We start from the raw sequence: 24,929 nt of genomic DNA on the forward strand, positions 1-24,929 counted from the left end.
GGCGCCGCACGACGGTCACTCAACGATCATGTTTCGAATCGGGTGGACGAGGTCAGCCGAGGCCGGTGGCGCGGCGCAGCGTCTCTTCGGGCTGCGGATCCCAGAGCGCGTGGTCGGCGACGACGGCGCCGTCGCGCAGGCTGACCAGTCGCGAGCACTGGGCCGCGACCGCCGCCTCGTGGGTGGCGAGGATCAGGGTCATGCCGTAGTCGGACTGCACCTGGGCGAGCAGGTCGAGCACCTCGTCGCCGGTGCGGGAGTCGAGGGCGCCGGTGGGCTCGTCGGCCAGCAGCAGCTTGGGCCGCGCGACCAGCGCGCGGGCGATGGCGACACGCTGCTGCTCGCCGCCGGAGAGGTCGCCGACCCGGGCCGCGGACTTCGCGCCGAGGCCGACGGCGTCCAGCAGCTCGCGCGCCCGCTCGTGCCGGTCGAACGTGACGTGGATGGGCATGAGCGGCACCACGACGTTGTCGAGCGCGCTGAGCTGCGGGAGCAGGTGGTAGTGCTGGAAGACGAACCCGACGCCGCGCCGGAACGCCGCCGCGGCGCGCCGCGACAGCTGCTCGACCTTGGTGCCGCCCACCTGGACGGTGCCGGAGTCGGGGCGGTCCATGGCGCCGATGACGTGCAGCAGGGTCGACTTGCCCGACCCCGACGGCCCGACGACGGCGACCGACTCGCCCGCGCGGACGTCCAGATCGACGTCGACCAGCGCCGGCACCTGCGTACCGCCCTGGCGGTAGTGGCGCGTCACGTTGCGCAGCGAGATGGGCGCACCGGGGAAGCGGTCGTGACCCCCCGACCGGGCGTCCGCAGCCTCGCTGGGACCCTGCCGTCTCATGTGATCATCATGACCTTCGACTAGGCACGACTAACGGCCGGGGTCGATTCTCTCACCCTTCCGCAAGCCCCGCCTCCGGCGAACGCCGTTCCCGATGGCGACTATGTGGCGACCTTCTGGAGGCGGCCGTGAGCGGTGGTAAGCGGATTCCCGGCGTCAGAACGCCATGACAGTGAGAACGACCATGGATCACGGGCCCTGAATGTCGATGGAACGGCCGGTTCACCCTTACAGTGTGAGAGTGCCGCTTCAGCATGCCGTTCTCGCCCTGCTGGCCGACGGACCCAGCTACGGGTATGAGCTCAAGGCGAATTTCGAGAAGGCCGTCGGACCCCAGTGGGGCGGGCTGAACATCGGCCACGTCTACCAGATCCTCGATCGACTGCATCGCGACGGCATGGTCAGTTCGCATACCGTGCCACAGGACTCGCGGCCCGACCGGACGGTCTATCTCATCACCTCGGCCGGGCGCAGCGACCTCGACGAGTGGCTGGCGACGCCGACCACGCGCACGTCGGGCTATCGCGACGACTTCATCCTCAAGGTGCTCGCCGCCGGCCGCCGCGGACCCGACGCCATCCGCGAGGTCTGCCGCATCCAGCACGACTCCCGGCTGGCCGAGCTGCAGACGCTGCGCACCAGCAGGCGCACGCACCAGCACGACGCGCTCGCCGCGCTGACCATCGAGGCGGCCATCCTGCACACCCAGGCCGACATCAAGCTGATCGAGGCGGTCGAGGCGCGCGCCGACGAGCCGGCCATGCCCATCTCGCAGGCTCCGGGCGCCCAGGCCAAGGACTCCGCCGAGCAGAACGGCAGCGCCCGGCACGCGTCGTGATCCGTCCCGGGCGGCACGCTTCGCCCGGGTCGTAGCTCCATGTCCGGTGGACGACACCTCCCGTTCGCCTGAGTTCCACCTCCCGGCCACCATCGGCGCTCAGTCTGAGCCGGTCGCGGGCCGTTCGTGCAGGGGGTAAGTGACGTGTTGATCTTCGGTGCCCGCGAGCGGTCGCGCCCCGGGCCCCGTCGCCGAGCCCTGGCCGGCGGCACGATCCTGGTCGCGCTGACGGGCGTGGCGGCGGCCTGTTCGGCCATCACCGAGGGCGACGAGCCCACCGCCGGCGGCACGCTGTACTACCTGAGCGACCGGTTGAACTTCCCGCTCGACCAGCAGGGCCTGTACCTCGCCGAGGACGTCGCGTTCACGACGGCGTTCCTGCAGCGGACCCTGACGGCCTACTCCTACGACGCCGACCCCACCGCCGTCGAGCTGGTGTCCGACCTCGCCACCGACACCGGCAGCCCGAACGGCGACGCGACGCAGTGGTCCTTCACCCTGCGCGACGGTCTCACCTTCGAGGACGGCTCCGCGCTCACCTGCGCCGACGTCAAGTTCGGCGTGTCGAGGGCGTTCAACCCGGAGTTCATCCTGGCCAACGGCCTGCCGCGGGCGGTCCGGCTGCTCGACGTCCCGCTGGGGCCCGACGGCAACCCCGCCTACGCCGGACCGTACGCGCCCGACCCCGGCGACGTCGCCGCGTTCGACCGCGCCGTCAGCTGCTCCGGCGACGACCGCACGGTCACCTTCCGGCTCGCCCGGCCGGCGGGCGACTTCGGGCACGCCGTCACCGCGCTCGCGTTCGGACCGGTCCCGGAGGACACCCCGGACGGCGCCGGGTACGGCAGCGCGCCGCTGTCGTCCGGCCCGTACCGCATCGACGCCGCGTCGGCCGAGCGGCTCACCCTGGTCCGCAACGACGCGTGGGACCGCGACACCGACCCGCTGCGCCCGGCCTACCCCGACCGGGTCGAGGTCGAACTGGGCGTCGAGCCCGTTGACCTCGACGAGCGGATGCGCGTCGACGAGGGCGACGACCGGGCCGCCGTGGCCCGCGCCTCGGACCCGGAGGCCGCGCCGGCACCGCTCTCCTCCGACGACGAGGACCGCCTGATCGCCGGGCAGGGACTGGGCGTGCGCTACCTGGCCGTCAACACCACCCGGGTGCCGCTGGCCGAGCACCGCCGGGCCATCGCGGCCGCCGTCGACCGTGCCGGTCTGCACGAGGCGCTCGGCGGCGACGACGCCGGCGCACCCGCCGCCGGGCTGCTGCCGCCCGGGATCGCCTCCGACGAGGTGGCGTCGGCCGGGCCCGCGGACCCGCCGGCGGGCGACCCGGAGGCCGCCCGCGCGCTGCTGGACGATGCGGGCGAGCCGATGCCACCGTTGAGCTTCGCCTACCTCGACACCCCCGAGAACCACGCGGCGGCCGCCGTCCTGCAGGAGTCGCTGGACGCGGCCGGGATCGCGCTGGCGACGGTGCCGCTGGGGCCGGCCGACTACTACCCGGCGATCCAGGACCCCGGCAGCCCGCACGCGCTGATGCTCGGCAGCTGGGCGCCGCCCTGGATGGACGGCTCCACCGTCGCCGACCTGCTGACCCCGGCGGGCGGGCCGGCCAACCTGTCCCGCTACGACGACCCCGGCTTCACCGCCGACGCCGAGGCGGCCGCCGGCGAGATCGACGACGACGCCCGGGCCGCGGCCTGGTCGGAGCTGGACGCCCGCGCCGTCGCCGACGCCGTCGTGGTGCCGCTGCGGTTCGACCGGCAGCGGGGGCTGGTGGGGTCGCAGGTGCGCGGCGCGATGGCCTGGGCGCCGTACGGGTCGCTCGCGTTCGGGGCGCTCTGGCTGGAACCGCCGGAGTAACCGCGTGGAGTGCACCTGGCATGCTGTGCGGGTGCGCGTCGTACTTGCCGAGGATTCCCTGCTGCTGCGAGAAGGCCTGGTGCGTCTGCTGGGCGAGGCCGGAGCCGACGTGGTCGACGCCGTCGGCGACGGCGACACGCTGGTGCTGTCGGTGCAGGAGCACCGCCCCGATGTCGCGATCGTCGACGTCCGCATGCCGCCGACCTTCACCGACGAGGGACTGCGGGCGGCGCTGGCGGCCCGCTCGGCGGTGCCCGGGACCGGCGTGCTGGTGCTGTCGCAGTACGTCGAGGAGTCCTACGCCGGCGACCTGCTGGCCGACGGCGCGGGCGGCGTGGGCTACCTGCTGAAGGACCGGGTGTCGGCCCTGGCCGACCTCTCCGACGCCCTCGAGCGGGTGGCGTCCGGCGGGACGGTGCTCGACCCCGAGGTGGTGGCGCAGCTGTTCGCCCGGCGTCGCCGCGACCCGCTGCAGACGCTGACGGCGCGCGAGCGCGAGGTGCTGGCGCTCATGGCCGAGGGCCGCACCAACGTCGCGATCGCCCGCCTGCTGGTGGTCACCCAGGGCGCGGTCGAGAAGCACATCTCGTCGATCCTCACCAAGCTCGACCTCCCGCCGTCCGACGACGACCATCGGCGGGTGCTGGCGGTGCTGGCGTGGCTGCGCGCGGAACACTGAGGCACGCCTGAGCGCAATACGGTCGTGACAGATTCTGTGTCACTCTGTGCGGGTGTCGTTTCTCATGCGTGTGGTCGTACCGGACCGTCCCGGTTCGCTCGGTGCCGTGGCGTCCGCGGTCGGCGCCGCCGGCGGTGACATCGTCGGCGTCGACGTCGTCGAGCACCGCGGCGACGGTTTCGTCGTCGACGACTTCCTCGTCGACCTCCCCGGCGGACGGCTGCCCGACTCCTTGGTGACGGCCTGCCGCTCGGTCGCCGACGTGACGGTCGAGTTCATCGGCCACTACTCCCCCGGCGCCAGCCTGCACCGCGACCTCGAGGCCGTCGAGGCCATGACCGACGAGCCCGACCGCGCCGAGGAGATCCTGGTCGACCTCATCCCCGGCATCTTCCGCTCCGGCTGGGGCCTGCTGCTGCCCGCCTCGGGCTCGACGCTGAAGGTCCAGCGGGCCAGTGGTGGCGCCCCCGAGGACGACGGCTACGACGCGCCCTGGCTCCCGCTGACCGAGCCCGCCCGCATCACCATCGGCCCCGAGGCCCCCGAGCCCTGGCAGGACGTCGTCGCCGTCGGTGTCCCGGTCGACGACACCGGCCAGGCCATCGTCTTCGGCCGCGACGGCGGGCCGCGCATCCTCGACTCCGAACTGGCCCGGCTGGCCCACCTGGTGGCACTGGCCCAGACGATCCGCCGGACCGCCCCGGAGAGTTAGCCGGGGTTCAGGTTCTGCCGGGGTGGAGACTCTGGGCACGCCTCGCCGCACCCAGGTCCTGGTCTCCCGTCACGTCCTGGTCCCCCGTCACGCCCACGAGCCCGAATCGGCCGTTTCGCGTGACACCAGACCAGCACCCACACCCCAGTTGGGTCTGCGTCGCGCCAACCGGCCGGATCGAGCTCAGAAACGCGACGCAAACCCAAGACGCCACACAGACCCAAGACCAAGCAGGCCAGAACCACCCACCCGTCGCCAGACTCTCCCCGTCCCCCTGATAGCTGCCAGAGTTCTTGGCCGCGGGGACCCGGGTCAAGTCCAAGCGCCCTCACCACAGCGGCGACCCGACCCCAACGCGCGCGGACTTGAGGCGGGTCCCCGCGGCTAAGAGAATCGACAGCAGGGGGGACGGGGGGAACCCGCCGAACCTCACCCCACGCTCGCCAACGCGAACGGCAGCACCTGCCCCGCCCCGGCCCGCCGCACCTCGCGCCCAGCAACGGTCAGGGTCCAGCGCGAGTCGGTGAGGTCGTCGACCAGCAGCACGACGGGGTCGGGCCCGAGCGCCGCCAGCGCCTCCTGCGCCGCCGCCCCCACCCGCCATCCCTCCCACACCGACGCCAGGCGGAAGGCACTGTTCCCACCCGGCTCGCCGCGCCCCGCCGAGCCGTCGCCGTCGCCGCCCACCGCCTCGAGCTCGCCGAGGTCGGCCAGCCGGCCCACGGAGGCGAGGTAGCGGCCGACCGACGAGACGAGTTGGGGGTGCCGGCGCGACGGCAGGGTGATGACGGCGTCGGGGCGGCGGTCCCAGCGCCACTCGCGCAGGACGTCGATGCAGGCCGCCAGCAGCCCGTCCGGCGCCGGTGCGTCGTCGGCGTCGAGGAGGGAGCGCAGCCGCTGGCCCCAGCCGAGGTCGGTGAGCCGGGCGACCACGCGGCCGGGCTCGAGCTTCTCGTCCGGCGCGATCTTGCCCTTGACGTCGACCCCGAGGCGAGCCATGCCGGACGGCCACTGGACCCGGGGCTCGAGCAGCACGCCGGCCCGGGCGAGCGTGGTGCGCGCGGCGGCCCGGGCGCCCGCCGGGACCTCGTCGGTGAACCAGGGTCCGGTGCAGACGTCGCAGCGCCCGCACGGCGCCGCGCTGGGATCGTCGAGGGCCGCCTGCAGGAACGCCATGCGGCACTGCTCGCCGCGCTGGTAGGTGAGCATGGACCGGGCCTCGGCGTCGCGGGCGGCGGCGACCCGCTCGTACCGCTCGGCGTCGTAGACCCAGTCCTGTCCAGTGGCCTGCCAGCCGCCGCGGACCCGCTGCACGGCGCCGTCGACGTCGAGGACCTTGAGCAGCAGCTCGAGCCGCGTGCGCCGAACGTCGACCACGGTCTCGATGGCCGCCGTGGACATGGCGTCGCCCGACGCCGTCAGCGCGCGGATGACCGCCGCCGCCTGCTCCTCCCGCGGCATGGAGACCGTGGCGAAGTACTGCCAGATGGCCTGGTCCTCGGCCGCCGGGAGCAGCAGCACGTCGGCCCGCTCGGTCGCGCGCCCGGCGCGGCCCACCTGCTGGTAGTAGGCCACGGGCGAGGACGGCGCGCCGAGGTGCACCACGAAGCCGAGGTCGGGCTTGTCGAACCCCATGCCCAGCGCGCTGGTGGCGACCAGGGCCTTGACCTCGTTGTGCAGCAGCGCCCGCTCGGCCTCGACGCGGTCGGCGGGGTCGGTGCGGCCGGTGTAGGCGATGACCTGGTGGCCGGCCTCGCGCAGCAGCGCCGCGGTGTCCTCGGCCGCCGACACCGTGAGGGAGTAGACGATGCCGCTGCCGGGCAGGTCGCCGAGGTGCGCGGAGAGCCAGGCCAGCCGGTGCTCGGCGTCGTCGAGGGACAGCACGCCCAGGCGCAGGCTCTGGCGCGCCAGCGAGCCGCGGATGGTGGTGACCTCGGCTCCCCCGGCGCCCAGCTGCTCGGCGACGTCGGCCACCACGCGGGCGTTCGCCGTGGCCGTCGTCGCCAGCACCGGGGTGCCGGCCGGCAGGGTGCCGAGCAGGTCGCGGATGCGGCGGTAGTCGGGCCGGAAGTCGTGGCCCCAGTCGGAGATGCAGTGCGCCTCGTCGACCACGATGAGCCCGGCGCTGGACGCGAGCGTGGGCAGCTGCTCGTCGCGGAACCGCGGGTTGTTCAGCCGTTCAGGGCTGACCAGCAGGACATCGACGGCGTCGTCGGCGAGCTGCTTCGAGACGTCGCCCCACTCGTCGGCGTTGGCGGAGTTGATGGTGACCGCCCGCACGCCCGCCCGCGCCGCCGCGGCGACCTGGTCGCGCATGAGCGCCAGCAGCGGCGACACGATGACCGTCGGCCCGGCGCCGCGCGCCCGCTGCAGCCCGGTGGCGACGAAGTACACCGCCGACTTGCCCCAGCCCGTGCGCTGCACGACCAGCACGCGACGCCGGTGTTCGACCAGGTCGCGCACGGCGTCCCACTGGCCGTCGCGGAACTCGGCCGCGTCGTTACCGACCAGCCGCCGCAGCAGCGCTTCCGCCTCGTCCTTCAATTCCACCATGCGATCACACCTCACGTGTCGGGCCAGGCATGACCCGTGTCGGCTTTCAATCACCGGCCTCCGCGGACCGACGACTCGTGGGAGCCTCCGGCCCCCAATCGCCGCCGGTGTGCCTGGCCCTCCACAGGGACGCTAACCGCCCGGTCCGACAGCCCGCCACCGCGCTCGCCCCGATTGTGGACAACTCCGCGAACTCGTCACCCCGGTGGACGACGGCGCCGAGCACCTCCGCCGAGCGCCTCAGCCGAGACGCGCAGCCAGCTCCAGAGCCGACGGCGTCTTCAGGTGCACCTCGAACCGCCCGCTCCGTCCCGGATGGAAGTCCCCCGGGTGATACCCGAACACGATCCGCCGCGGCTCGGCGCGCACGTCGATCCCCGTCGGCTTCCCGGCACGCAGCGATACGTCGATGTGCTTGCCTCGCCCGGGCCCACGGCTGGTCCAGACGACCAGCCGGCCCCGCGTCAGCACGATCGCGCCCGCCGTCCCCTCGATCTCGGTGCTGCGCCGCCGCCGCTCGTCGCGGTAGTCCCAGCACCGGACCGACCCCGTCAGGCCCTCTTCGGCGAACAGGATGCCCTCGGCGGCGAGCTCGGCCCGCAGCGCGTCGGAGATGCGCCCCGACCCCAGGAGCAGCCGCTTCACCGGATTCACGGGTGCGACGCTAGCGGTCGCCCGCGGCCGGGGCCACCACGAGGGAATGAATACTGGCGATACATCGTTGACCACTTCAGGCCGGTAGACATACGGCAACTGCCCACCAGGGTGAGGCGGTCCGAGGGTTCGCTCCCCGCGCCCACATGCGAGGTTCGACTCCTCGCCCGGCCACGGAAATCACGAGAGACGACGAATCGGCCCGCCGCCCCCACCCAGGGACGACGGGCCGCTCGCTATCCAGACAGAACCACAGATCAGCCGACGCCCGACTGCGTCGCAGCGCGGACGATCGAACCCTTCTGCCGTGTGGTGATCGAACCGCGTTCGACGTAGTAGTCGGCCACCTCGCCGACGTGGCGGACGAAGTCACCACTGCTGGACCACGAGTCCGGGTCGTCGTCGATCAGCTGGTTGATCGAGCAGCTCGCCCCGGCCACCCGGTTGGGCACGCCGGAGTCGACCCCGCCGATGACGACGGTGCTCGCCCCCACGTCCCGCGCGGAACACGTCGGCCCGCCGGTGTAGTCGATCCGCTGGATCGTGGAGATGCCGGTCGTGCCGAACGTGTGGCCCCACTGGATGACGTAGAGCGCGCCGTCGGGCCCGAACTCGATCTCGTGCGGCCGGGTCCAGGGGTTGAAGACGCCGTGGAACAGCGGGCTGATCTCCTGGACCTGCTGGTCGCCGTCGAGGATGAAGTTGTACATGTTGTTGTTGGTCCGGCCCCACTCGCCGAAGAAGGCCTGGCCGTCGTACGACTCCGGCCACTTGCGGCTCCCGGTCAGCACCGGCGCCTCGTCCGCCTCGTAGCGGTAGACCGGCCCGACCGTCGGGGCGCCGCCGGTGCCGATGTCCGGCTGGTTGGCACCACCGCTGGCGAACGGCAGCCGCCCGTAGAAGACCTCCGGGTCGACCACCGGCGGCAACGTGGTCATGCCGGTGTTGTTCGGCGACTCGTTGACCGGGTTGGCGCAGTCGAACGTCCCGCTGGCCGGCCCGCTCGGGAAGGCCCAGTCCTGGTAGGCGGCGCCGCCGTGGCAGTACGGCCAGCCGTAGTTGCCCGGCTGGATGACGTTCCACTCGACCCGGCCCTCGGGACCGCGGTCGGCGTTGGGCCCGCCGGCGTCCGGCCCGTAGTCGATCGCGTAGACGTCGCCGGTCTCGGGGTCGACAGCGATCCGGTACGGGTTGCGGAAGCCCATGGCGTAGATCTCCGGCCGGGCGCCCAGCGTCCGCGGCGGGAACAGGTTCCCCGCCGGGATGGTGTACCCGCCCGACGCCGTCGGCGTGATCTTCAGGATCTTGCCGCGCAGGTCGTTGGTGTTGGCCGACGATCTCTGCGCGTCGAACGGCTGCCGGCCCGGCCGCTCGTCGATCGGGGCGTAGCCCTGCGACTCGAACGGGTTGGTGTCGTCGCCGGTGGAGATGTAGAGGTTGCCGTCCGGGTCGAACGCCAGCGAGCCGGCCTCGTGGCAGCACTGCTCCCGCTGGACGGTGACGTCGAGCACGACCTTCTCCTCGGTCAGCCCCTCACCGGTGAGCGTGAACCGCGACAGCCGGTTGACTCCGCAGCTCCCGCCCGTGACGTCGCTCAGCGGGCAGGCCACCGGCCCCGGCACCGACCGGAACAGGTACAGCCAGTTGTTCTCGTCGAACGACGGGTCCAGCGCCAGCCCCAGCAGCCCGTCCTCCTGGGCGTTGCCGGTGGCGATCCCGGTGTAGACGTCCAGGGTGTCGACGACGGTGGTCGCCTGGGTCCCGGGGTCGATCACCTTGAGGTTCGCCGGGGTCGACGCCAGCCGCCGCTCACCCATCTCGATGAAGAAGACCCGCCCGTCGTCGGCGACGGCCAGCTCGCTGGGGAACCGCGTGTTGGCGTCGATCGTGGTCTTCTCGAAGTGCTCCCAGTCGGTGCCGCCGCAGTCGCCGCCGGCCGCGCCGGCCGCCCACTCGATGCCGCCGAGGATGTGCTGCAGGAACGCCGGCTCGGTGTACGACTGGTTGGTGTGGCCCAACGCGGTGTACCAGGACCGGCCGCCCTCGAAGGCGTGACACCAGGCCATGGGGTGGTCGGTGCCCATGGTGCCGCTGCCGGGGCTGTACGACTTCTCGTCGATGGTCAGCAGCACGTGCACGTTGCCACGCGGGTTGGCGGTGAAGTTGTACCACTCGTCGTGGCGGTTCCAGACCGTCTCCAGATGTGCCGTCGACGGGTGCGACTTGTCGGCGACGACGAGCTTGGCGTCCTGGTTCGCCGGGTGGTTGCGGAAGTACGCACCGACCAGCTGGCCGTACCAGGGCCGGTTGTGCATGGTGTCGGTGGCGGCGTGGATGCCCGCGAAGCCGCCGCCGTTGCGGATGTAGCCCTGGAACGCCGCGAACTCGGTGTCGTTCAGCAGCGGCGGGTTGGCGGGGTTGTTGGTGCCGTCGACGGGCGACAGGAAGACGATGGCGTCGTACTGCGCCAGGTTCTCCACCGTCGTGAACGGGGTGCTCGGCAGCGTGCGGGTCGGCTGAGCGGGGTCCCAGACGTCGACGTCGAAGCCGTTCTCGGCGCCGAGCTGGATGATCGCCGTCGTGCCCGGGACGATGCTGCCGTGCCGGAAGCCGAGGGTCCGGCCCACCACGAGGATCGAGTAGTTCTCCTCCTGCTGGACCGCAGGGGTCTCAGGTGCCTCTTGCGCCGTCGAGGTGGTGGCCGCGACGAGCGGGAGCGCCAGGGCTCCGGCCGCCATGATCGCGGTCACGCGCGTACGCGCGTCTCGCAGGCGCCAGGTGACGTGTTTCACCGTGGTCTCCTTCGGTGATCGGATGCAACACGCGCTCCTGACCGGGGCGTTCGCCCCGGGATCTCGGCCCAGTGTGGAGTTGTGTGGACTGCGGTTCACTACCTCCTCGTCTGCGGATCGACGGCCCCGTGGTGTTACGTTCGAATCAGCCGCAGGGATTGCGGCTCGTCAGGCGGCCTCGGAGTTCAGTGGCACGAGGGTCGCGGCGATGGTGGGGTCCATGAGGTCCTTGGTGGCCACCACCGGGACGTCGACCAGCCCGGCCGCCTCGCGGGCGGCCAGCGGCGACGCCGTCACCATGCCCGTCACGGCCGTCACCCGCAGGTGCCACGACCGCAGCAGGTTCACCCCGGACAGCGCTCCGAGCGCGTCGCCGGCCGCGAACAGCACACCGCTGAGGGTGGCGCGGACGGCGGGCTCGGCCAGCAGCCGGGCGGTCTCGACGTGCGCGACGCCGTCGGCGATCTCGATGACCACCATGTCCGGCTCTGCCGCCGACACCGCCGACAGCAGCCCGAAGTACGTCGCGACCAGGTCCTCGGGCGACACGAGGTGCGTCGACGGGAACCCGGCGTCGGTGAAGTCGAGCACCGGCGCGCCGCCGGCGTCGATGAGGTGCCAGCGGTCGTTGCCGGCGCCCGTGCCGGTGACCTTGGCCGCGGCGACCCGCCGGCCGGCCCGGGTCATCCCCTTGACCAGCGACGCCGCCGACGTCGTCTTGCCGGCGTTCATGGAGGTGCCGACGACGGCGACCACCGGCGGGTGCAGGGCCGGCGGCACCGGCGCGGGTCCGATGGGCGCGCCGTCGCGCACCGTCAGCCCACGGCCGTCGTGCCCGGCCAGCCGGCCGAGGGGCGTGATGCGGGTGGGTGCGGCGAACCCGGAGTACGCGCCGACGACCCGGCCGGCCATGCCGCCGGCCGCCACGAGGTCGCACGGCCCGAAGTCGTCGGGGACGACGGCCTCATAGGCGTCGGTGGCGTACCGGGCGCCGTAGGCGACGACGATCTCGTCGCCCGCGAACAGCCGCGCCTTGCGGCCGTCGGGCCGCTCGATCCAGTCGTGCGCGCCGATGGAGTCGACCCGCGCCAGGATGACGTCGCCCGCCGCCGGGATGGTCCCCGCCGTCAACGCCAGTTCGTCGCCCGCGGGCACGAGATCGATCACGTGTCTGGTGATGTACGAGGTCTTCGCCGCTCCGAGCCGGCGCGGCCAGGGGGCCGTCACGGGGAACAGCGCTGCCGCTGGAGCCACATGCTCAGCGAAAGAGGTCATGGGAACCTCACTTCGGGGGACGGGCGCAGAGGTCGCACTGACGATGGTGTGACCACCGGGTGTTTCTGCGGCGATACCAGCCTTGACGACGCAAGAATGCATGAGCGGACGCCTCCCGCGCCACCCCCTGAAGGTCACATTTTTCGCGGACGTAAAACCGCAGCTCAAACGGGGTATACCGCGCATAGCGGCGAGGCGCTTGACGCGCTTTCCGGACGGAACGATCATGGAGGGACAACTGAACACTGGAGTCCCGCTCGGGGCACCGGCACATCGTCTGGTTCCCGAGCGGTCGTGTGGCGGCTCTGCGGAACCTCGTAGGTAGCGAGAGGACCCCCATGAGTCGTCAGCACGGACGGAAACACCTCAGCCGGCTGCGGTCCAGCCGGTACCTCGCCAAGCTGCGACTGCAGGCGTACGCCGCGGTCGCGGGCCGGTTCTCGGCCCGGGCGTGAGGCGCCCTCCGTCTCCGGTTCCACGGAGCAGCTCGCGCGGCGCCCACGGGCGTTGGGCGAACCTTGGTGGACACGAAGGGTCTGGCATCTGCCGGACCCTTCGCGCGTCTGCGGCTGCCGCTACTCCTGGGCCTCGCCGTCGCCATCGCTGTCGCCGTCGTCCCCGCCGCCGACCTGGGCGACCTTCGTCGCCTCGTCGGGGCCGGACTCGAGCAGCACCCGGAAGCCGGCCTCGTCGAGCACCGGCACCTTGAGCTCGATGGCCTTGTCGTGCTTGGACCCGGCGTTCTCGCCGGCCACGACGAAGGACGTCTTCTTCGACACCGAGCCGGACGCCTTGCCGCCGCGGGCCAGGATGGCCTCCTTGGCGTCGTCGCGGGAGAACTCCTGCAGCGACCCGGTGACGACGACGGTGAGCCCTTCGAGCGTGCGCGGGGTGGAGTCGTCGACCTCGTCGACCATGCGGACGCCGGCCGCGGCCCACTTGTCGACGATGGCCTCGTGCCAGTCGACGGCGAACCACTCCTTCACCGAGGCGGCGATGGTGGGGCCGACGCCGTCGGTGCCGGCCAGCTCCTCCTCGGTGGCGTTGCGAATGGCGTCCATGGACAGCAGCGCCCCCGCGAGCGCGCGGGCCGCCGTCGGGCCGACGTGGCGGATGGAGAGCGAGACCAGGACCCGCCAGAGCGGCTGCTGCTTGGCCTTCTCGAGGTTGTCGAGGAACCGGCGGCCGTTGACCGTCAGCTCGCCGTCGGCGTTGGTGAACAGCGGCACCTGCTTGAGCTTGTCGGCGTCGAGTGCGAACACGTCGCCCTCGTCAGCGACGACCCCGGCGCCGATCAGCGCGATGCCGGCCTCCCAGCCCATGGCCTCGATGTCGAAGCCGCTGCGCCCGGCCAGGTAGAACAGCCGCTCGCGCAGCTGTGACGGGCAGGAGCGGCTGTTGGGGCAGCGGATGTCGACGTCGCCCTCTTTGGCCGGAGCCAGTGTGGTGCCGCAGGCGGGGCACTCGGTGGGCATGACGAACTCGCGCTCGGTGCCGTCGCGCAGTTCCGCCACCGGGCCCAGGATCTCGGGGATGACGTCGCCGGCCTTGCGCAGCACGACGGTGTCGCCGATGAGGACGCCCTTGCGCTTGACCTCGGAGGCGTTGTGCAGGGTGGCGTTCTCGACCGTGGAGCCCGCCACCTTCACCGGCTCCATGACGCCGTACGGGGTGACCCGGCCGGTGCGCCCCACGTTGACCCGGATGTCGATGAGCTTCGTCGTCACCTCTTCGGGCGGGTACTTGAACGCGATGGCCCAGCGCGGCGCCCGCGACGTGGACCCGAGCTGACGCTGCAGGTCGACCTGGTCGACCTTGACCACGACGCCGTCGATCTCGAACCCGATGTCGTGGCGGTGCTGCCCGTAGTGGTCGACGTACTTCTGCACCTCTTCGAGGTCGGGGACGACCTTGGGGCGGTCGTTGGCGGGCAGGCCCCAGGCCTTGAGCGCGTCGTAGGCCTCGGACTGGAACCGGATGTCGAAGCCGTCGCGCCGGCCGATGCCGTGGCAGACCAGGATCATGCGGTTGAGGTTGCGCCGGGCGCGCTCGTACTCCTCGAGGACCCGCTCGTACGCGACCTGCGACCGGCCCTCGTTCCCCGCGGCGTCGGCCTTCGCCTTCGCGGCGTCGAGCTTCTCGCGGCGGCGGTCCATGCGCTGGCGGAGCACGCCGGCGCCGGAGTTGCGCGCGTTGGCGAACAGCGGCAGGCCCAGGTCGGCGCGCTCGGCGTTGACCGCCTCGAACTCAGCGGTGGGGAACACGGCCTCGCCGCGGATCTCGACCACCGACGGGACGGGGTAGTCCTTCGTGCCGGTGAGCTCGTTCGGGATGGCGTCGACGAACTGGGCGTTGTACGTGATGTCCTCGCCGGTGCGGCCGTCGCCGCGGGTGGCGAGCGTGGCCAGCTTGCCGTCTCGGTACGTGATGTCGACCGCCAGCCCGTCGACCTTCGGCTCGCACAGGTAGCGCGCGCCGGTGCCGACCTCGCGTTCGACCCGCTGCGCCCACTCGGCGATGTCGTCGGCCGAGAACGCGTTGTCGAGGCTCAGCATGCGCTCGAGGTGCTCAACAGGCGGCCAGGATGCCTCGACGCCGGCGCCCGGCTCGGCCACCGGCGCCCCCACCTTCTGCGTCGGGGAGTCGGGGGTGCGCAACGACGTGAACTGCTCTTCGATGCCCTCGAGCTCGCGCATGAGCTGGTCGAACTCGGCGTCGCTGACGGTGGGCGTGGCGAAGTAGTACCGCTGGCGGTGGTCCTCGATCTCCTGCGAGAGCGTGGCGTGGCGTTCGCGAACGTCCGAGGGGACGTCGTTGATGTCGGCTGGCTCGGTCACAGCACAGACGGTATCGCCCACCACCGACGACATCCGGGAACCGTGCGTGTTCGGTTTTTGATGCCGTTCATTTTTCCTGAACACATGCCTAGAATGAACGCATGGCCGATGAACTGCTCGAACGCGAGATCTTGGATGAGGTCATCGCGCGCATCGAGGAGTTCGGTCTTGCAGCAGACTCGAGACCCGGTGAGGGCCGAGACGCCGATGCCCTCATCACCATCGCCATGGACGGCCGGTCGCTCACCCTCCATGCCTGGATCAAGCTTGTCAGCGGTCCAGCTGCTCTCGTCGCAGACGTGCTGCGAAGAATCCGGCCCCAGGGTGACGGCGTCCTGGTGACGGAGTACGTGTCACCTCGCGTCGCCGACCGACTCCGCGACGAAGAGGTGCAGTTCCTCGACACCGCCGGAAACATGTATGTCCGGCAGGACGGAGTCGTCCTCTGGGTCGCCGGCCGGCGACAGCGAGAACGAACTGTCAGAGAACGTCCCGTCCGAGCGTTCCGGCGTGCAGGACTGCAGGTGGTTTTCACGCTGCTGGCCGATCCCGACCTCGTCCGCGCGCCGTACCGGGTCATCGCCCACCGGGCCGCAACCTCACTCGGCGCTGTCACCCCGGTGATCCAGGACTTGCGTCTCCTCGGCTATGTCGTCGGACCCGAGGAGCACCGCTCGATGCAACGCCTGGACCGGCTGCTCACGACGTGGGCTGAGGGATACGCACACACCCTGCGCCCCAGGCTGCACATGGGCCGCTTCCGAGCTGATGACCCCAGGTGGCGGGAATCCATCGCCCCCGGTCATGACGACATCGCGTGGGGCAGCGCAACCGCCGCCTCGATCCTGACCCAGGACCTGACGCCCCGTGCCACCACCGTCTATGCCGACTCGCCGCCCGAGAACCTCATCAGGGCGGCGGGCCTGCACCGCGATCCCGAGGGCAGCATCGAGATCCGTCGCCGATTCTGGGCCGGGCCGCTCCCCGCGCCACGTCCCGACGTCGTTCCCGCGCCCTTGATCTACGCCGACCTGGTCGCCGACGACGATGCGCGCAGCACGAGGGCCGCCCGGCAGATCCGAGCGGACTACCTCGACCGATCTCACAGCGGACCGGCGAAGGCATGACGTGGATCGCCACGGTCGACGAATCCATCCGTATCGACGACCGCGTCTACGTGCTGGCGGCATGCGCGTTCGAGGAGAAGGACTCCGACGTCGCACGCGACACCATGCGGGCGTTGGAGCCACGCGCCGGCCACCGACTGCATTGGCACGACCGGAAGCCGCCCGACCGCCACGAAGCGGTCAAGGCGGTAGCTCAGCTCTCCGCATTGCACATCGTGACAGTCGGCGCGCCGATCGATCCACGCCGACAGGAGCGCGCCCGCCGTCAATGCCTGGAGACGCTGCTGTTCCACCTCGACGCCGCCGGCGTCGAGCAGGTCTGGCTCGAGTCCCGCAACGCGGCGGCCGATCGGCGCGACATCGCCGCTGTCGACAGGTTCCGCGCGCGGCGAGTCATCGGCCACGCGATCCGCATCGACCACGCTCGCCCTTTGGACGATCCACTGCTCTGGCTGGCCGACATCGTCGCTGGAGCGCTCGGCGCCGCTGAGGGTGGCGATCCGACGTTTCGCGAGCTGCTGGTGCCGATGCTCACCGAGCATCGCATCCGACTCGACTAGGACCGAGCCCGGAGAAGCGCGAAGCCGAGGTCCCGGTATACCCCGGGGGTCCTCGGCCCACTTCCGACTACTGCGCAGTAGCCGGCTTCGTCATCAGTATAGCGCGATGCACACCAGACGCCGGGTGCAGCCGCTCTAGGAGGCCTCGGCCGTCAGGTCGGCGAAGGCGCGCGCCGTCGTGCGGGCGAGGGTGTAGGCGCGCCGTGCCCAGGCGGGATCGGCGCCGGCGAGGCCACAGGCGGGCGTGACGACGGTGCGGGCGGCCATGGCCGCCGGGTTCTGGTCGAGCCGGCGCCAGAGGCCCACGATCCGCTGGGCGAGCTCGCGGTCCGACGGCGGCGTCGACGGGCGCAGGGAGGGGACGATGCCGGGCCACACCGCGAGCCCGGCGTCCACGGCCGCCGCCAACCCGTCCAGGTCCGCGGCCGACGAGAGCAACGACACGTCCAGCGAGACCGCTGCCGCCCCGGCCGAGCGCACGACGCCGACCGGGACCGACGGCGCGCAGCAGTGCACGACCACCGGCACCCCGGCCGCGCCCACCACCGATGACAGCAGCCCGACCACCTCGGGCGTGTCGACCGCGCGCAGCCGCCCGAACCCGCTCACCGTCGGGATCGAGCCGGCCAGGACGGCGGGCAGCGACGGCTCGTCCAGCTGCAGTACCACCCCAGCACCCGGCACCCGCCGGGCCACATCCGCGACGAAGCCCGCGACCCCCTCGGCCAGCGACTCCGCGAGGTCGCGCCGCGCGCCCGCGTCGGACACCGCCGCGCCGCCACGGTTCAGCTCGACCGACGCCGCGAGCGTCAGCGGCCCCGCCACCTGCACCTTCAGCGGCCCTTCGTACCCGTAGGCCGCGATCTCGAGAGCGTTGAGGTCGGCCCCCAGAAACGAAAGCGCCCGCCGCTCGTCGGCCCCCGCACTCGAGACCAGCCGCCACCCGGCCGGCTGCAGGTCGACATGCAGGTCGACCAACAGCGACGCGGCGCGGCCGATCATGTCCGCCCCGGCGCCGCGCGAAGGCAGCTCCGCCAGGTGCGGGAAGTCGGGCAGCTCGCCGACGACGATGCGCGCGGCCTCGTCGCGGTCCTCGAACGGCAGCGAGCCGATTCCCGTCGCCGTCGCCGGCCCCCACCCGAAACCCTCAGCACGAGACTCCACGAGAACAAGACCTTAGGCGATCGACCGCAGCAGCTCGACGAAGCGGCGCAGATGCCGGTCCGGCGCCGGCCGGGTGACGGCGACGAGGTCGACGGAGATGTCCGGGACCGGGACGAAGACCACCCCGAACGCGCCGGAGTCGCGCGCCACCGACGGCGCGAAGCAGACGCCGCGCGCCGCCGCGACCAGGCTGAGCTGAGCCCGGAACCCGTTCGCCTCGCTGCGGATCCGGGGCAGAAAGCCGGCCCGCTGGCAGGCCGCGACGAACCCCTGCCGCACCGCGAGGTCGGAGGAGTCGACGGCCATCAGCCAGTCCTCGTCCGCGAGGTCCGAGAGCCGCAGCGACGTGCTCGACGCATAGGGGTGCGACGGCGGCAGCGCGACGGTCAGCGGCTCGTTGCGGATGGGCGTCATCTCGAGATCGGCCGGCACCGGCGACCCGGGCATCATCCACTGGATGCCGAGGTCGATCCGCCCGTCCAGCAGCCCCGCCCGCTGCTCCACCGAGCTGGCCGGCAGCAGCCGCAGCGGCACCCCCAGCGGGTCGGCGCCGAACCGGGCCGCAGCCGCGGGGACCAGCCGCTCCCCCGGCGCGCTCACATAGGCCACGCACAGCCCCGCCGCACCCGCCCCGGAACCGCGCATGAACGCCGACCGCAGCGCCGCCACCGGCACCGCGATCTCGCCGAACAGGCCGCGCCCGGACTCCGTCAGCCGCACGGACCGGCTGGTCCGTTCGAACAGCGGAGCCCCGAACTCGTCCTCGAGCAGGCGCACGTGCCGGCTCACGGCCGACGTGCTCAGGTGCAGGCGGTCGGCCGCCCGGCCGAAGTGCAGTTCCTCGGCGACGGCGACGAACGAGGTCAGCCAGCTGAGCCTGGGGTCCATCGGCGCTCAATCTAGCCGCCGTGAACGGCCGCGGGACGATCCGGGCCGAACCCGGGACGATCGTTCAGGAAGCGGTCGCCGTCGGGACAGATCGTTCACGTCTGCGCTCCCTAGCGTCCCTGAACGTGACGACCACCGACCACGACGCGGGCCTGCGCCTCACCGTCCTCGGCTGCCGGGCCGGCATGCCCGAACCCGGCTGGCCCAGCTCCGGCTACCTCGTGCACGCGCCCGGCGGCGAGATCCTGCTGGACTGCGGCCCGGGGGTCGCGGCGAAGGCGGCAATGCGCGCCGCCGAGCTGTCCGCCGTCTTCATCAGCCACATGCACACCGACCACTGCCTCGACCTGCTGATCCTCGGCAAGGCCCGGACCCAGGGGCCGCTGCCCGCGACCAAGCTGCCGCTGTACGTCCCGCCGGGCGCCACGCGGACGCTGCACCGGTTCAACGAGCTGTTCCCGCTGGGCACCGACGGGCCCGGCGACCACCCCACCGACCACGTGTTCCGCGACGTGTTCGACGTCGTCGAGTACGAGCCGCTCCGGCCGGTCCGGGCCGCCGGCGCCACCGTCCTCCCCGTCCCGATGCGGCACCGGCAGCCCTGCTGCGGCTTCCGGGTCACGACGGAGCGCGCATCGCTCGCGTACACCGGCGACACCGGCGCGGGCTCGGACTTCGCACCGCTCGTCACCGACGTCGACCTGCTGGTCGCCGAGGCGACGCTCGACGAGCCGGACCGCACCGCGCACGGCCACCTGTGCGCCGCGGAGGCCGGGCAGATCGCCGCCCGGCACGGCGCCCGCGCCCTGCTGCTCACGCACTGGGCCCACACCGGCCGCGACTGGATCGACGCCCAGGTCGCGCGCGCCGGCGAGCACTACCGCGGCCGCATCGACGTCGCGGTCCCCGACCACACCTTCCACGTCGACACCGACACCCAGGAGACCTGACATGCGCACCACTCTGCTCGGCCTGGCGCTCGCCGCCGGCCTGGTCACCGCGGCCTGCGGCTCCGGTGCCGAGACCAACGAGCCCGGCGACGACGGCGCCGGCAGCAGCCCGGGCGGTGGTGGCGACCCGGTCACCATCGTGTTCGAGTCGTACAACTACGGGACCGAGGGCGTCGGCGGCGAGGGCATGCAGCAGCTCATCGACGCCTTCGAGGCCGAACACCCGGAGATCACGATCGATCCGAAGGGCACGCCGACGGCGGAGATCCACACCAGCGTCCACGCCCAGGCCGCCGCCGGCAACCCGCCCGACGTCGCCCAGATCGGCTGGAGCAAGTTCGGCTACCTGCTCGAGAACCTGCCCTACGTCCCCATGGAGGAGGTCGCGCCCGAGGGCGAGCTGGACCAGCACCTCGAGGGCATGTACCCGGCGGCGGTCGAGCTGGGCCGGCACGACGGCGAGCTGGCCGGCCTGCCGTTCACGGTCTCGACGCCGACGCTGTTCATCAACGCCGACCTGTTCCGCGCCGCCGGCCTCGACCCCGCGGAGCCGCCCACGACCTGGACCCAGGCCAAGGAGGCCGCCGAGGCGATCGTCGGCACCGGCGCCCAGGGCATCTACGTCGACGCGGCGGGCGACGCGAAGTCGGACTTCCTCACCCAGTCGCTGATCGACTCCAACGGCGGCCGGCTGCTCGGCGACGACGGGTCGCTGCAGCTGGACTCTCCGGAGGCGGTCGAGGCGCTGAGCCTGCTGGCCGACCTCAGCGCCAGTGGGGCGCAGCCGCGCGTCGGCGAGGCCGAGGCGGTCGCCATGTTCCAGGCCGGCCAGCTCGGCATGCTGGTCACCAGCAGCGCGCTGCTCGCCGGCATGGCCACGGCGTCCGAGGGCGTGTTCGAGCTCGAGACCGCCGGCCTGCCGGCCTACGACGGGAAGGACCTCGCGCCGACGGTGTCCGGCGCGGGCATCTTCGTCTTCTCGCAGGACGAGGAGAAGCGGCGGGCGGCGTGGGAGTTCGTCAAGTTCGCGACCAGCGAGCGCGGCTACACCGTCCTCGCGTCGACGATCGGCTACCTGCCGCTGCGGCCGGACATCATCGACGACCCGGAGTACCTGGGCGACTTCTTCGCCGAGGACGACCGGCTGCTGCCCACCGTCGAGCAGCTGGAGTCGGTGGTGCCGTACCAGGTGCTGGCCGGCGAGAACGGCCAGCAGGCGCTGCTGCTCATGCAGGACAACGCGATCGCCCCGATCATGGTGTCCGGCGCCGACCCCGAGTCCACGCTGCGCGACATCGCGGGCCAGATGCGGGACCTGCTCGGACGATGACCGCGACAGCAACCGCATCATGACCGCCCTCACCCGGGCGCGGCCGGGGCCGCACCTGGCCCCGGCCCTGCTCGCCGTCGTCCTGACAGTGTACGGCCCGCTCCTCGCGGTTGCCGCGCTGAGCCTGTTCGACTTCAACCTCACCACGCGGCCGCCGGCGTGGGTGGGCGCAGCGAACTACGCCGAGGTCTTCGCCAGTCCCGAGGCCGGTCGCGCGCTCTGGAACACCCTGGGCTACCTGGTGGCGATCCTGCCGCTGTCGGTCGTGGCGCCCGCACTGGCCGCCATCGCGGTCTGGCGACTCGGCGGCCCTCTGGTGGGGTTCTACCGGACGGTGTTCTTCCTGCCGGTGCTCATCCCGCCGGCCGTCGGCGCCGTCATGTGGGAGTGGATCCTCAACCCGGTCCTCGGCATCACCGACGAGCCGCTGCGGCTGCTCGGCCTCGGCCCGGGGAACTGGCTGGCCGACGGCGCCGGCGCGTTCGCCGCCGTGACGGTGGTGAGCGGCTGGAAGGTGTTCGGGCTGAGCTTCATCCTGTTCACCGCCGGGCTGACGACGATCGACGGCGACGTCCTGGCGGCGGCGCGCATCGACCGGGCCGGCGAGTGGCAGCTGCTGCGCCACATCGTGCTGCCGTTGCTGCGCCCGGTGACGACGGTGGTGGTCTTCGCGACCGTGGTGTTCGCCGGGCCGTGGACGTTCGGGGTGATCGACGTGCTGACCCAGGGCGGGCCGGCCGGTGCGACCTCCAATGTGTACTACCTGCTGTACCAGTACGGTTTCGGCTTCTTCGACGGCGGCCCCGCGGCGGCGCTGTCGGTGCTGATCACGATCGGTTTCGGCGCGATCGTCGCTCTGCAGCTGCGAGCCACCCGATGAGCCGGCCGACCGGGCGTCGACGGCGGACGCTGCTGCGCGGCCTGGCCCACGTCCCGCTGCTGCTGGTCGCGGCCGCCATCGCGTTCCCCGTGCTCTGGGCGGTCGCGACATCGGTGAAGCCGACCGCCGTCCTCTACGACCTGAACCCGTTCGCCGCCACGCCGACGCTCGTCCACTACCGCTCCGCGCTGGACGCCCTTCCCGTCGTGCGCCTGGTCCTCAACACGGCGGTCATGTCGGCCGCTGTGGCGCTGGGACAGCTGACCGTCGCGACGCTGGCGGCGTACGGGCTGACGCAGTACCGCTTCCGCACCAGGCGCCTGGCGTTCGCGCTGCTCATCGGGACCGCGCTGGTGCCGCAGCAGGCGCTCGTCGTGCCGCACTACCTGCTGGTGTCGCGGCTGGGGCTGCTCGACTCCTACGCCGGGCTGGTGCTGCCGCAGCTGGCGTCGTCGGCGCTGGCGGTGTTCCTGCTGCGCCAGCAGCTCGCGGTGTTCCCGGCCGAGCTGATCGAGTCGGCGAAGCTGGCGGGTGCCTCCGACCGGCTGATCCTGCTGCGCATCGTCGTCCCGAACCTGCGGCCGGTGCTGGTCGCCGTCGGCATCGTCGTGTTCATCCAGACGTGGAACGAGTACCTGTGGCCGCTGCTGGCGACCAGCGGGACCTCACGGGCGACGGTGCAGGTGGGGTTGCGGATCTTCGAGACCGAGCAGGGCACCGCCTGGGGTCCGCTAATGGCGGCGGCCAGCCTGGTGGCCGCACCGCTGGTCGTCGCCTACGCGCTGGCCCAGCGCCGGGTCACCGACGCGTTCCTGCGCTCCGGGCTGGGCTGAGACTCCCCCGTCAGTCCGAGATGACCTCGGCCGGCGCGTGCCGGGCCAGCGCCTCTTGCTGCAGGTCGTCGGCCAGCGCGTCCAGCGCGCCGAGCGCGATGCGCAGGGAGATGGCCGACGACTCGTCGTCATCCATCCGAGCGAGCACCGCGTCCAGGTCCAGCCCCGCCGCGTAGATGTTCTGTAGCAGTCCGTCAGACGGCACATGCATGCCAGGGTTCACCGTTCACCCCCGATCCGGCGAGCCACTCCCCGTGCCCGACCGGCACGCTCGCCGTCGGGCACGCCCCCTGTTGACCGGGTGGAACCCGGCCTGTGCCCGGCGGCGAGCGGCCGGAGTAGGGCCGGCCCGCCCCTCTCAGCCCGGTCGCGGCCGGAGCCACGACCAGTGCCACCGCCAGGGTCCAGGGCGACGTTCATCAGCGCGACGGGCGCCGGTGCCTCACTCACCGACACCACGATCAGCACTGATCGGGACGCTACGCCGCAGGTGGGCGAGGGTCAAGGGGCCGCTCTGCGGCGGCCCGGCGAGCCGGATCAGCCCTCGACCCGGCCGAGGTCGGTGAGCGCTCCCGCGACCACGCCCTCAGCGACGTCGCGCAGCTTGCTGTTGGTCGACCGCGCGTGGGTGCGCAGGACGGCGAACGCGTCGTCGACGCTGATCGAGAGCCGCTCGGCGAGCACGCCCTTGGCCTGCTCGATGAAGATGCGGCTGTCGAGGGCCGACTGGAGCTGCCCGGCGACGGTCTCGTACTGGCGGACGGCCCGCTCGTGCAGGATGCCGATGGTGGCGACGTCGGCCATGGCCTGGCCGAGCGCCAGCGACTCGCCGTCGAGCCGGCCGGTGGCGGTCCCGAACAGGTTCATCGCGCCGATGACCACCTCGCGCAGCCGCATGGGCAGGGCGTGCACCGAGGTGAAGCCGGCCTTGCGCGCGGCCGGGGCGAACCGCGGCCAGCGGGCGTCGCCGTCGGCCGCGAGGTCCTCCTCGGACACCGGCGCGCCGGTGCGGTAGCTGTCGAGGCACGGGCCCTCGTCGTTCTGCAGCTCCGACAGCTCGAGGATGCGGGCCTCCTCGGTCGACGCCGCGACCAGGTTCAGGGTGCCATGGTGGTCGACCAGGACCACTCCGCAGGCCGTGACGTCGAGGAGTTCCACCACCCGGTGCGCGAGCAGGTCCAGGAGGCCGATGACGTCGTAGTCGTCGACCAGGGTGTCGGCCAGCTCCACGAACGTCTCACGGACCCGCCGGTCGGTGATGTTCATTCCTCGCCCTCCGTCTCCTGGTGCCCGTTCGGAGGCGGGTCTGTCACTCCCGGCCCCTTTTCCCAGTCAATCGTGCCGTAAACCTCCGGTACGAACCGCAGCCGCCGCGCGACCACGTCCGCCGCGACATCGGCCAGCCGCCGGTCGTGGACGTAGGCGTACGCACGCAGCCTGACCAGGGCCTCGCCGACGCCCACACCGAGCTGGACGCTGACCATGCCAGCTGCCTGGTGCACCTCGGCCCGCCGCTCCGGCAGCAGGTCGCGCCCGCCGCGGGCCGAGCCCCCGGCCACCTCGCCGCGTTCGTCGAGCACCAGGATCAGGACGGCATCCGCGTAGGCTAGCGCGGTGGTCAGACGTTTCGTCCCGAGGTCCCCGGGCGCGTCGCGATAGACGTCGAGCACTCCCACGCGGGCGCCGCCCGCCGCGACCGGCAGCGCGAACAGCCCGCGGATGCCGTGGCGCACAGCGGCGGGGGCGAACACCGGCCAGCGGTGCACGGCCTCGCGGTCGGCGAGGTCCGCGACGAGCACCGGCCCCGTCCCCGCGGCGGCGTCGATGGCCGGGCCCTGGCCGAGGGTGAACTGGAGCTCCTCCAGTTCCTCGCACGGCCCGCCGGTGGCCAGGACGGGCTCGCGGGTGCCCGAGGCCCCCACCATGGAGAGCCCGCAGCCGGTCGCCTCGACGGCTTCCGCGCAGGCCTCCAGCACGTGGCGCACGGACGGTTCGGCCCCCTCGGCCCGTGCTCGCTCGACGATCGCCCCCCAGACGCGATCCGCCTGCCGGTCAGCGGACAACCGTCACCGCGCTTTCGTCCGACCCCATCGTCGCTCCTCCCCGTCGACCGGCCCATGCTGGCAGGCCGTACCCCCGGATGCCAG

At 72.3% G+C, this 24,929-nt stretch carries 21 protein-coding genes; 10 read left to right on the forward strand and 11 right to left on the reverse strand.

Annotation, left to right across the window (positions count from 1 at the left end):
* Positions 1-52 precede the first annotated feature (52 nt).
* Positions 53-712, reverse strand: a complete 660-nt coding sequence (locus HD601_RS25625; RefSeq protein WP_425503489.1) for an ABC transporter ATP-binding protein — start codon at positions 710-712, stop codon at positions 53-55.
* A 370-nt stretch (positions 713-1,082) separates the two neighbouring features.
* On the opposite strand from HD601_RS25625, the gene HD601_RS25630 reads away from it, so the two are divergent.
* The 4 genes from HD601_RS25630 to HD601_RS25645 all read left to right on the forward strand — a co-directional run bounded on the left by HD601_RS25630 (position 1,083) and on the right by HD601_RS25645 (position 4,939).
* Entirely contained in the window at positions 1,083-1,679 is a 597-nt protein-coding gene (locus tag HD601_RS25630; protein WP_184826734.1) for a helix-turn-helix transcriptional regulator, read from the forward strand.
* Between the two features lie 144 nt (positions 1,680-1,823).
* The gene (locus HD601_RS25635) at positions 1,824-3,548 is read left to right on the forward strand and encodes an ABC transporter substrate-binding protein (protein ID WP_184826736.1); all 1,725 of its coding nucleotides are present in this window, start codon (positions 1,824-1,826) and stop codon (positions 3,546-3,548) included.
* A gap of 31 nt (positions 3,549-3,579) precedes the next feature.
* A complete protein-coding gene (locus HD601_RS36030; RefSeq protein ID WP_184826737.1) occupies positions 3,580-4,227 on the forward strand; it encodes a response regulator in 648 nt (215 codons plus the stop codon).
* 106 nt (positions 4,228-4,333) lie between these two features.
* The gene (locus tag HD601_RS25645; RefSeq protein ID WP_184826739.1) at positions 4,334-4,939 is read left to right on the forward strand and encodes an ACT domain-containing protein; all 606 of its coding nucleotides are present in this window, start codon (positions 4,334-4,336) and stop codon (positions 4,937-4,939) included.
* Positions 4,940-5,368: 429 nt separating this feature from the next.
* On the opposite strand, the gene HD601_RS25650 is transcribed toward HD601_RS25645, so the two are convergent.
* From HD601_RS25650 to ligA, 5 genes are all read right to left on the reverse strand, one after another.
* Positions 5,369-7,492, reverse strand: a complete 2,124-nt coding sequence (locus HD601_RS25650) for a RecQ family ATP-dependent DNA helicase (protein ID WP_184826741.1) — start codon at positions 7,490-7,492, stop codon at positions 5,369-5,371.
* Between the two features lie 240 nt (positions 7,493-7,732).
* A complete protein-coding gene (locus HD601_RS25655; protein ID WP_184826743.1) occupies positions 7,733-8,146 on the reverse strand; it encodes a hypothetical protein in 414 nt (137 codons plus the stop codon).
* A gap of 257 nt (positions 8,147-8,403) precedes the next feature.
* Positions 8,404-10,938 carry a ThuA domain-containing protein gene (locus HD601_RS25660; RefSeq protein ID WP_184826745.1) on the reverse strand — a complete coding sequence of 845 codons (2,535 nt, stop codon included), beginning with the start codon at positions 10,936-10,938 and terminating at the stop codon, positions 8,404-8,406.
* A gap of 168 nt (positions 10,939-11,106) precedes the next feature.
* Entirely contained in the window at positions 11,107-12,105 is a 999-nt protein-coding gene (locus tag HD601_RS25665) for a P-loop NTPase family protein (RefSeq protein WP_184826747.1), read from the reverse strand.
* A 683-nt stretch (positions 12,106-12,788) separates the two neighbouring features.
* The gene (gene ligA, locus HD601_RS25670; RefSeq protein WP_184826749.1) at positions 12,789-15,083 is read right to left on the reverse strand and encodes an NAD-dependent DNA ligase LigA; all 2,295 of its coding nucleotides are present in this window, start codon (positions 15,081-15,083) and stop codon (positions 12,789-12,791) included.
* A 68-nt stretch (positions 15,084-15,151) separates the two neighbouring features.
* Here ligA and HD601_RS25675 point away from each other — a divergent pair, with 68 nt between their 5' ends.
* Positions 15,152-16,177: a type IV toxin-antitoxin system AbiEi family antitoxin gene (locus HD601_RS25675; protein ID WP_184826751.1), complete on the forward strand. Its 1,026-nt coding sequence runs from the start codon at positions 15,152-15,154 to the stop codon at positions 16,175-16,177.
* Positions 16,174-16,737 carry a hypothetical protein gene (locus tag HD601_RS25680; protein WP_184826753.1) on the forward strand — a complete coding sequence of 188 codons (564 nt, stop codon included), beginning with the start codon at positions 16,174-16,176 and terminating at the stop codon, positions 16,735-16,737. The genes HD601_RS25675 and HD601_RS25680 overlap by 4 nt, the downstream gene beginning before the upstream one ends.
* A 135-nt stretch (positions 16,738-16,872) precedes the next feature.
* Here HD601_RS25680 and HD601_RS25685 read toward each other — a convergent pair whose 3' ends face one another.
* Together HD601_RS25685 and HD601_RS25690 are read right to left on the reverse strand one after the other, a co-directional pair.
* A complete protein-coding gene (locus tag HD601_RS25685; RefSeq protein WP_184826755.1) occupies positions 16,873-17,901 on the reverse strand; it encodes a uroporphyrinogen decarboxylase/cobalamine-independent methonine synthase family protein in 1,029 nt (342 codons plus the stop codon).
* Between the two features lie 12 nt (positions 17,902-17,913).
* Complete coding sequence (locus HD601_RS25690) at positions 17,914-18,789, reverse strand: LysR family transcriptional regulator (protein WP_184826757.1); 876 nt, start codon at positions 18,787-18,789, stop codon at positions 17,914-17,916.
* A 125-nt stretch (positions 18,790-18,914) separates the two neighbouring features.
* On the opposite strand from HD601_RS25690, the gene HD601_RS25695 reads away from it, so the two are divergent.
* The 4 genes from HD601_RS25695 to HD601_RS25710 are packed head-to-tail and all read left to right on the forward strand — an operon-like array spanning position 18,915 to position 22,782.
* Positions 18,915-19,739 (forward strand): MBL fold metallo-hydrolase, encoded by an 825-nt coding sequence (locus HD601_RS25695; protein ID WP_184826759.1) that lies wholly within the window; start codon positions 18,915-18,917, stop codon positions 19,737-19,739.
* Position 19,740: 1 nt separating this feature from the next.
* The gene (locus HD601_RS25700) at positions 19,741-21,069 is read left to right on the forward strand and encodes an ABC transporter substrate-binding protein (RefSeq protein WP_184826761.1); all 1,329 of its coding nucleotides are present in this window, start codon (positions 19,741-19,743) and stop codon (positions 21,067-21,069) included.
* 19 nt (positions 21,070-21,088) lie between these two features.
* A complete protein-coding gene (locus tag HD601_RS25705; protein WP_184826763.1) occupies positions 21,089-21,949 on the forward strand; it encodes a carbohydrate ABC transporter permease in 861 nt (286 codons plus the stop codon).
* The gene (locus HD601_RS25710) at positions 21,946-22,782 is read left to right on the forward strand and encodes a carbohydrate ABC transporter permease (protein WP_184826765.1); all 837 of its coding nucleotides are present in this window, start codon (positions 21,946-21,948) and stop codon (positions 22,780-22,782) included. Before HD601_RS25705 ends, HD601_RS25710 begins: the two co-directional genes overlap by 4 nt.
* 10 nt (positions 22,783-22,792) lie before the next feature.
* On the opposite strand, the gene HD601_RS25715 is transcribed toward HD601_RS25710, so the two are convergent.
* The 3 genes from HD601_RS25715 to HD601_RS25725 all read right to left on the reverse strand — a co-directional run bounded on the left by HD601_RS25715 (position 22,793) and on the right by HD601_RS25725 (position 24,767).
* Complete coding sequence (locus tag HD601_RS25715) at positions 22,793-22,993, reverse strand: hypothetical protein (RefSeq protein WP_184826767.1); 201 nt, start codon at positions 22,991-22,993, stop codon at positions 22,793-22,795.
* Positions 22,994-23,319: 326 nt separating this feature from the next.
* Positions 23,320-24,048 (reverse strand): GAF and ANTAR domain-containing protein, encoded by a 729-nt coding sequence (locus HD601_RS25720; protein WP_184826769.1) that lies wholly within the window; start codon positions 24,046-24,048, stop codon positions 23,320-23,322.
* Positions 24,045-24,767: a GAF domain-containing protein gene (locus HD601_RS25725; RefSeq protein WP_184826771.1), complete on the reverse strand. Its 723-nt coding sequence runs from the start codon at positions 24,765-24,767 to the stop codon at positions 24,045-24,047. The genes HD601_RS25720 and HD601_RS25725 overlap by 4 nt, the downstream gene beginning before the upstream one ends.
* Positions 24,768-24,929: the final 162 nt, after the last annotated feature.

This window comes from Jiangella mangrovi (genome assembly GCF_014204975.1).
GTDB classification, from domain to species: domain Bacteria; phylum Actinomycetota; class Actinomycetes; order Jiangellales; family Jiangellaceae; genus Jiangella; species Jiangella mangrovi.

Excerpts from the sequence above, each read along its gene's own strand:
- HD601_RS25650 (WP_184826741.1), bottom strand. The coding sequence starts at position 7,492 with ATGGTGGAATTGAAGGACGAGGCGGAAGCGCTGCTGCGGCGGCTGGTC.
- ligA (WP_184826749.1), bottom strand. The coding sequence starts at position 15,083 with ATGTCGTCGGTGGTGGGCGATACCGTCTGTGCTGTGACCGAGCCAGCC.
- HD601_RS25675 (WP_184826751.1), top strand. The coding sequence starts at position 15,152 with ATGGCCGATGAACTGCTCGAACGCGAGATCTTGGATGAGGTCATCGCG.
- HD601_RS25680 (WP_184826753.1), top strand. The coding sequence starts at position 16,174 with ATGACGTGGATCGCCACGGTCGACGAATCCATCCGTATCGACGACCGC.
- HD601_RS25690 (WP_184826757.1), bottom strand. The coding sequence starts at position 18,789 with ATGGACCCCAGGCTCAGCTGGCTGACCTCGTTCGTCGCCGTCGCCGAG.
- HD601_RS25700 (WP_184826761.1), top strand. The coding sequence starts at position 19,741 with ATGCGCACCACTCTGCTCGGCCTGGCGCTCGCCGCCGGCCTGGTCACC.
- HD601_RS25705 (WP_184826763.1), top strand. The coding sequence starts at position 21,089 with ATGACCGCCCTCACCCGGGCGCGGCCGGGGCCGCACCTGGCCCCGGCC.
- HD601_RS25710 (WP_184826765.1), top strand. The coding sequence starts at position 21,946 with ATGAGCCGGCCGACCGGGCGTCGACGGCGGACGCTGCTGCGCGGCCTG.
- HD601_RS25715 (WP_184826767.1), bottom strand. The coding sequence starts at position 22,993 with ATGCATGTGCCGTCTGACGGACTGCTACAGAACATCTACGCGGCGGGG.
- HD601_RS25720 (WP_184826769.1), bottom strand. The coding sequence starts at position 24,048 with ATGAACATCACCGACCGGCGGGTCCGTGAGACGTTCGTGGAGCTGGCC.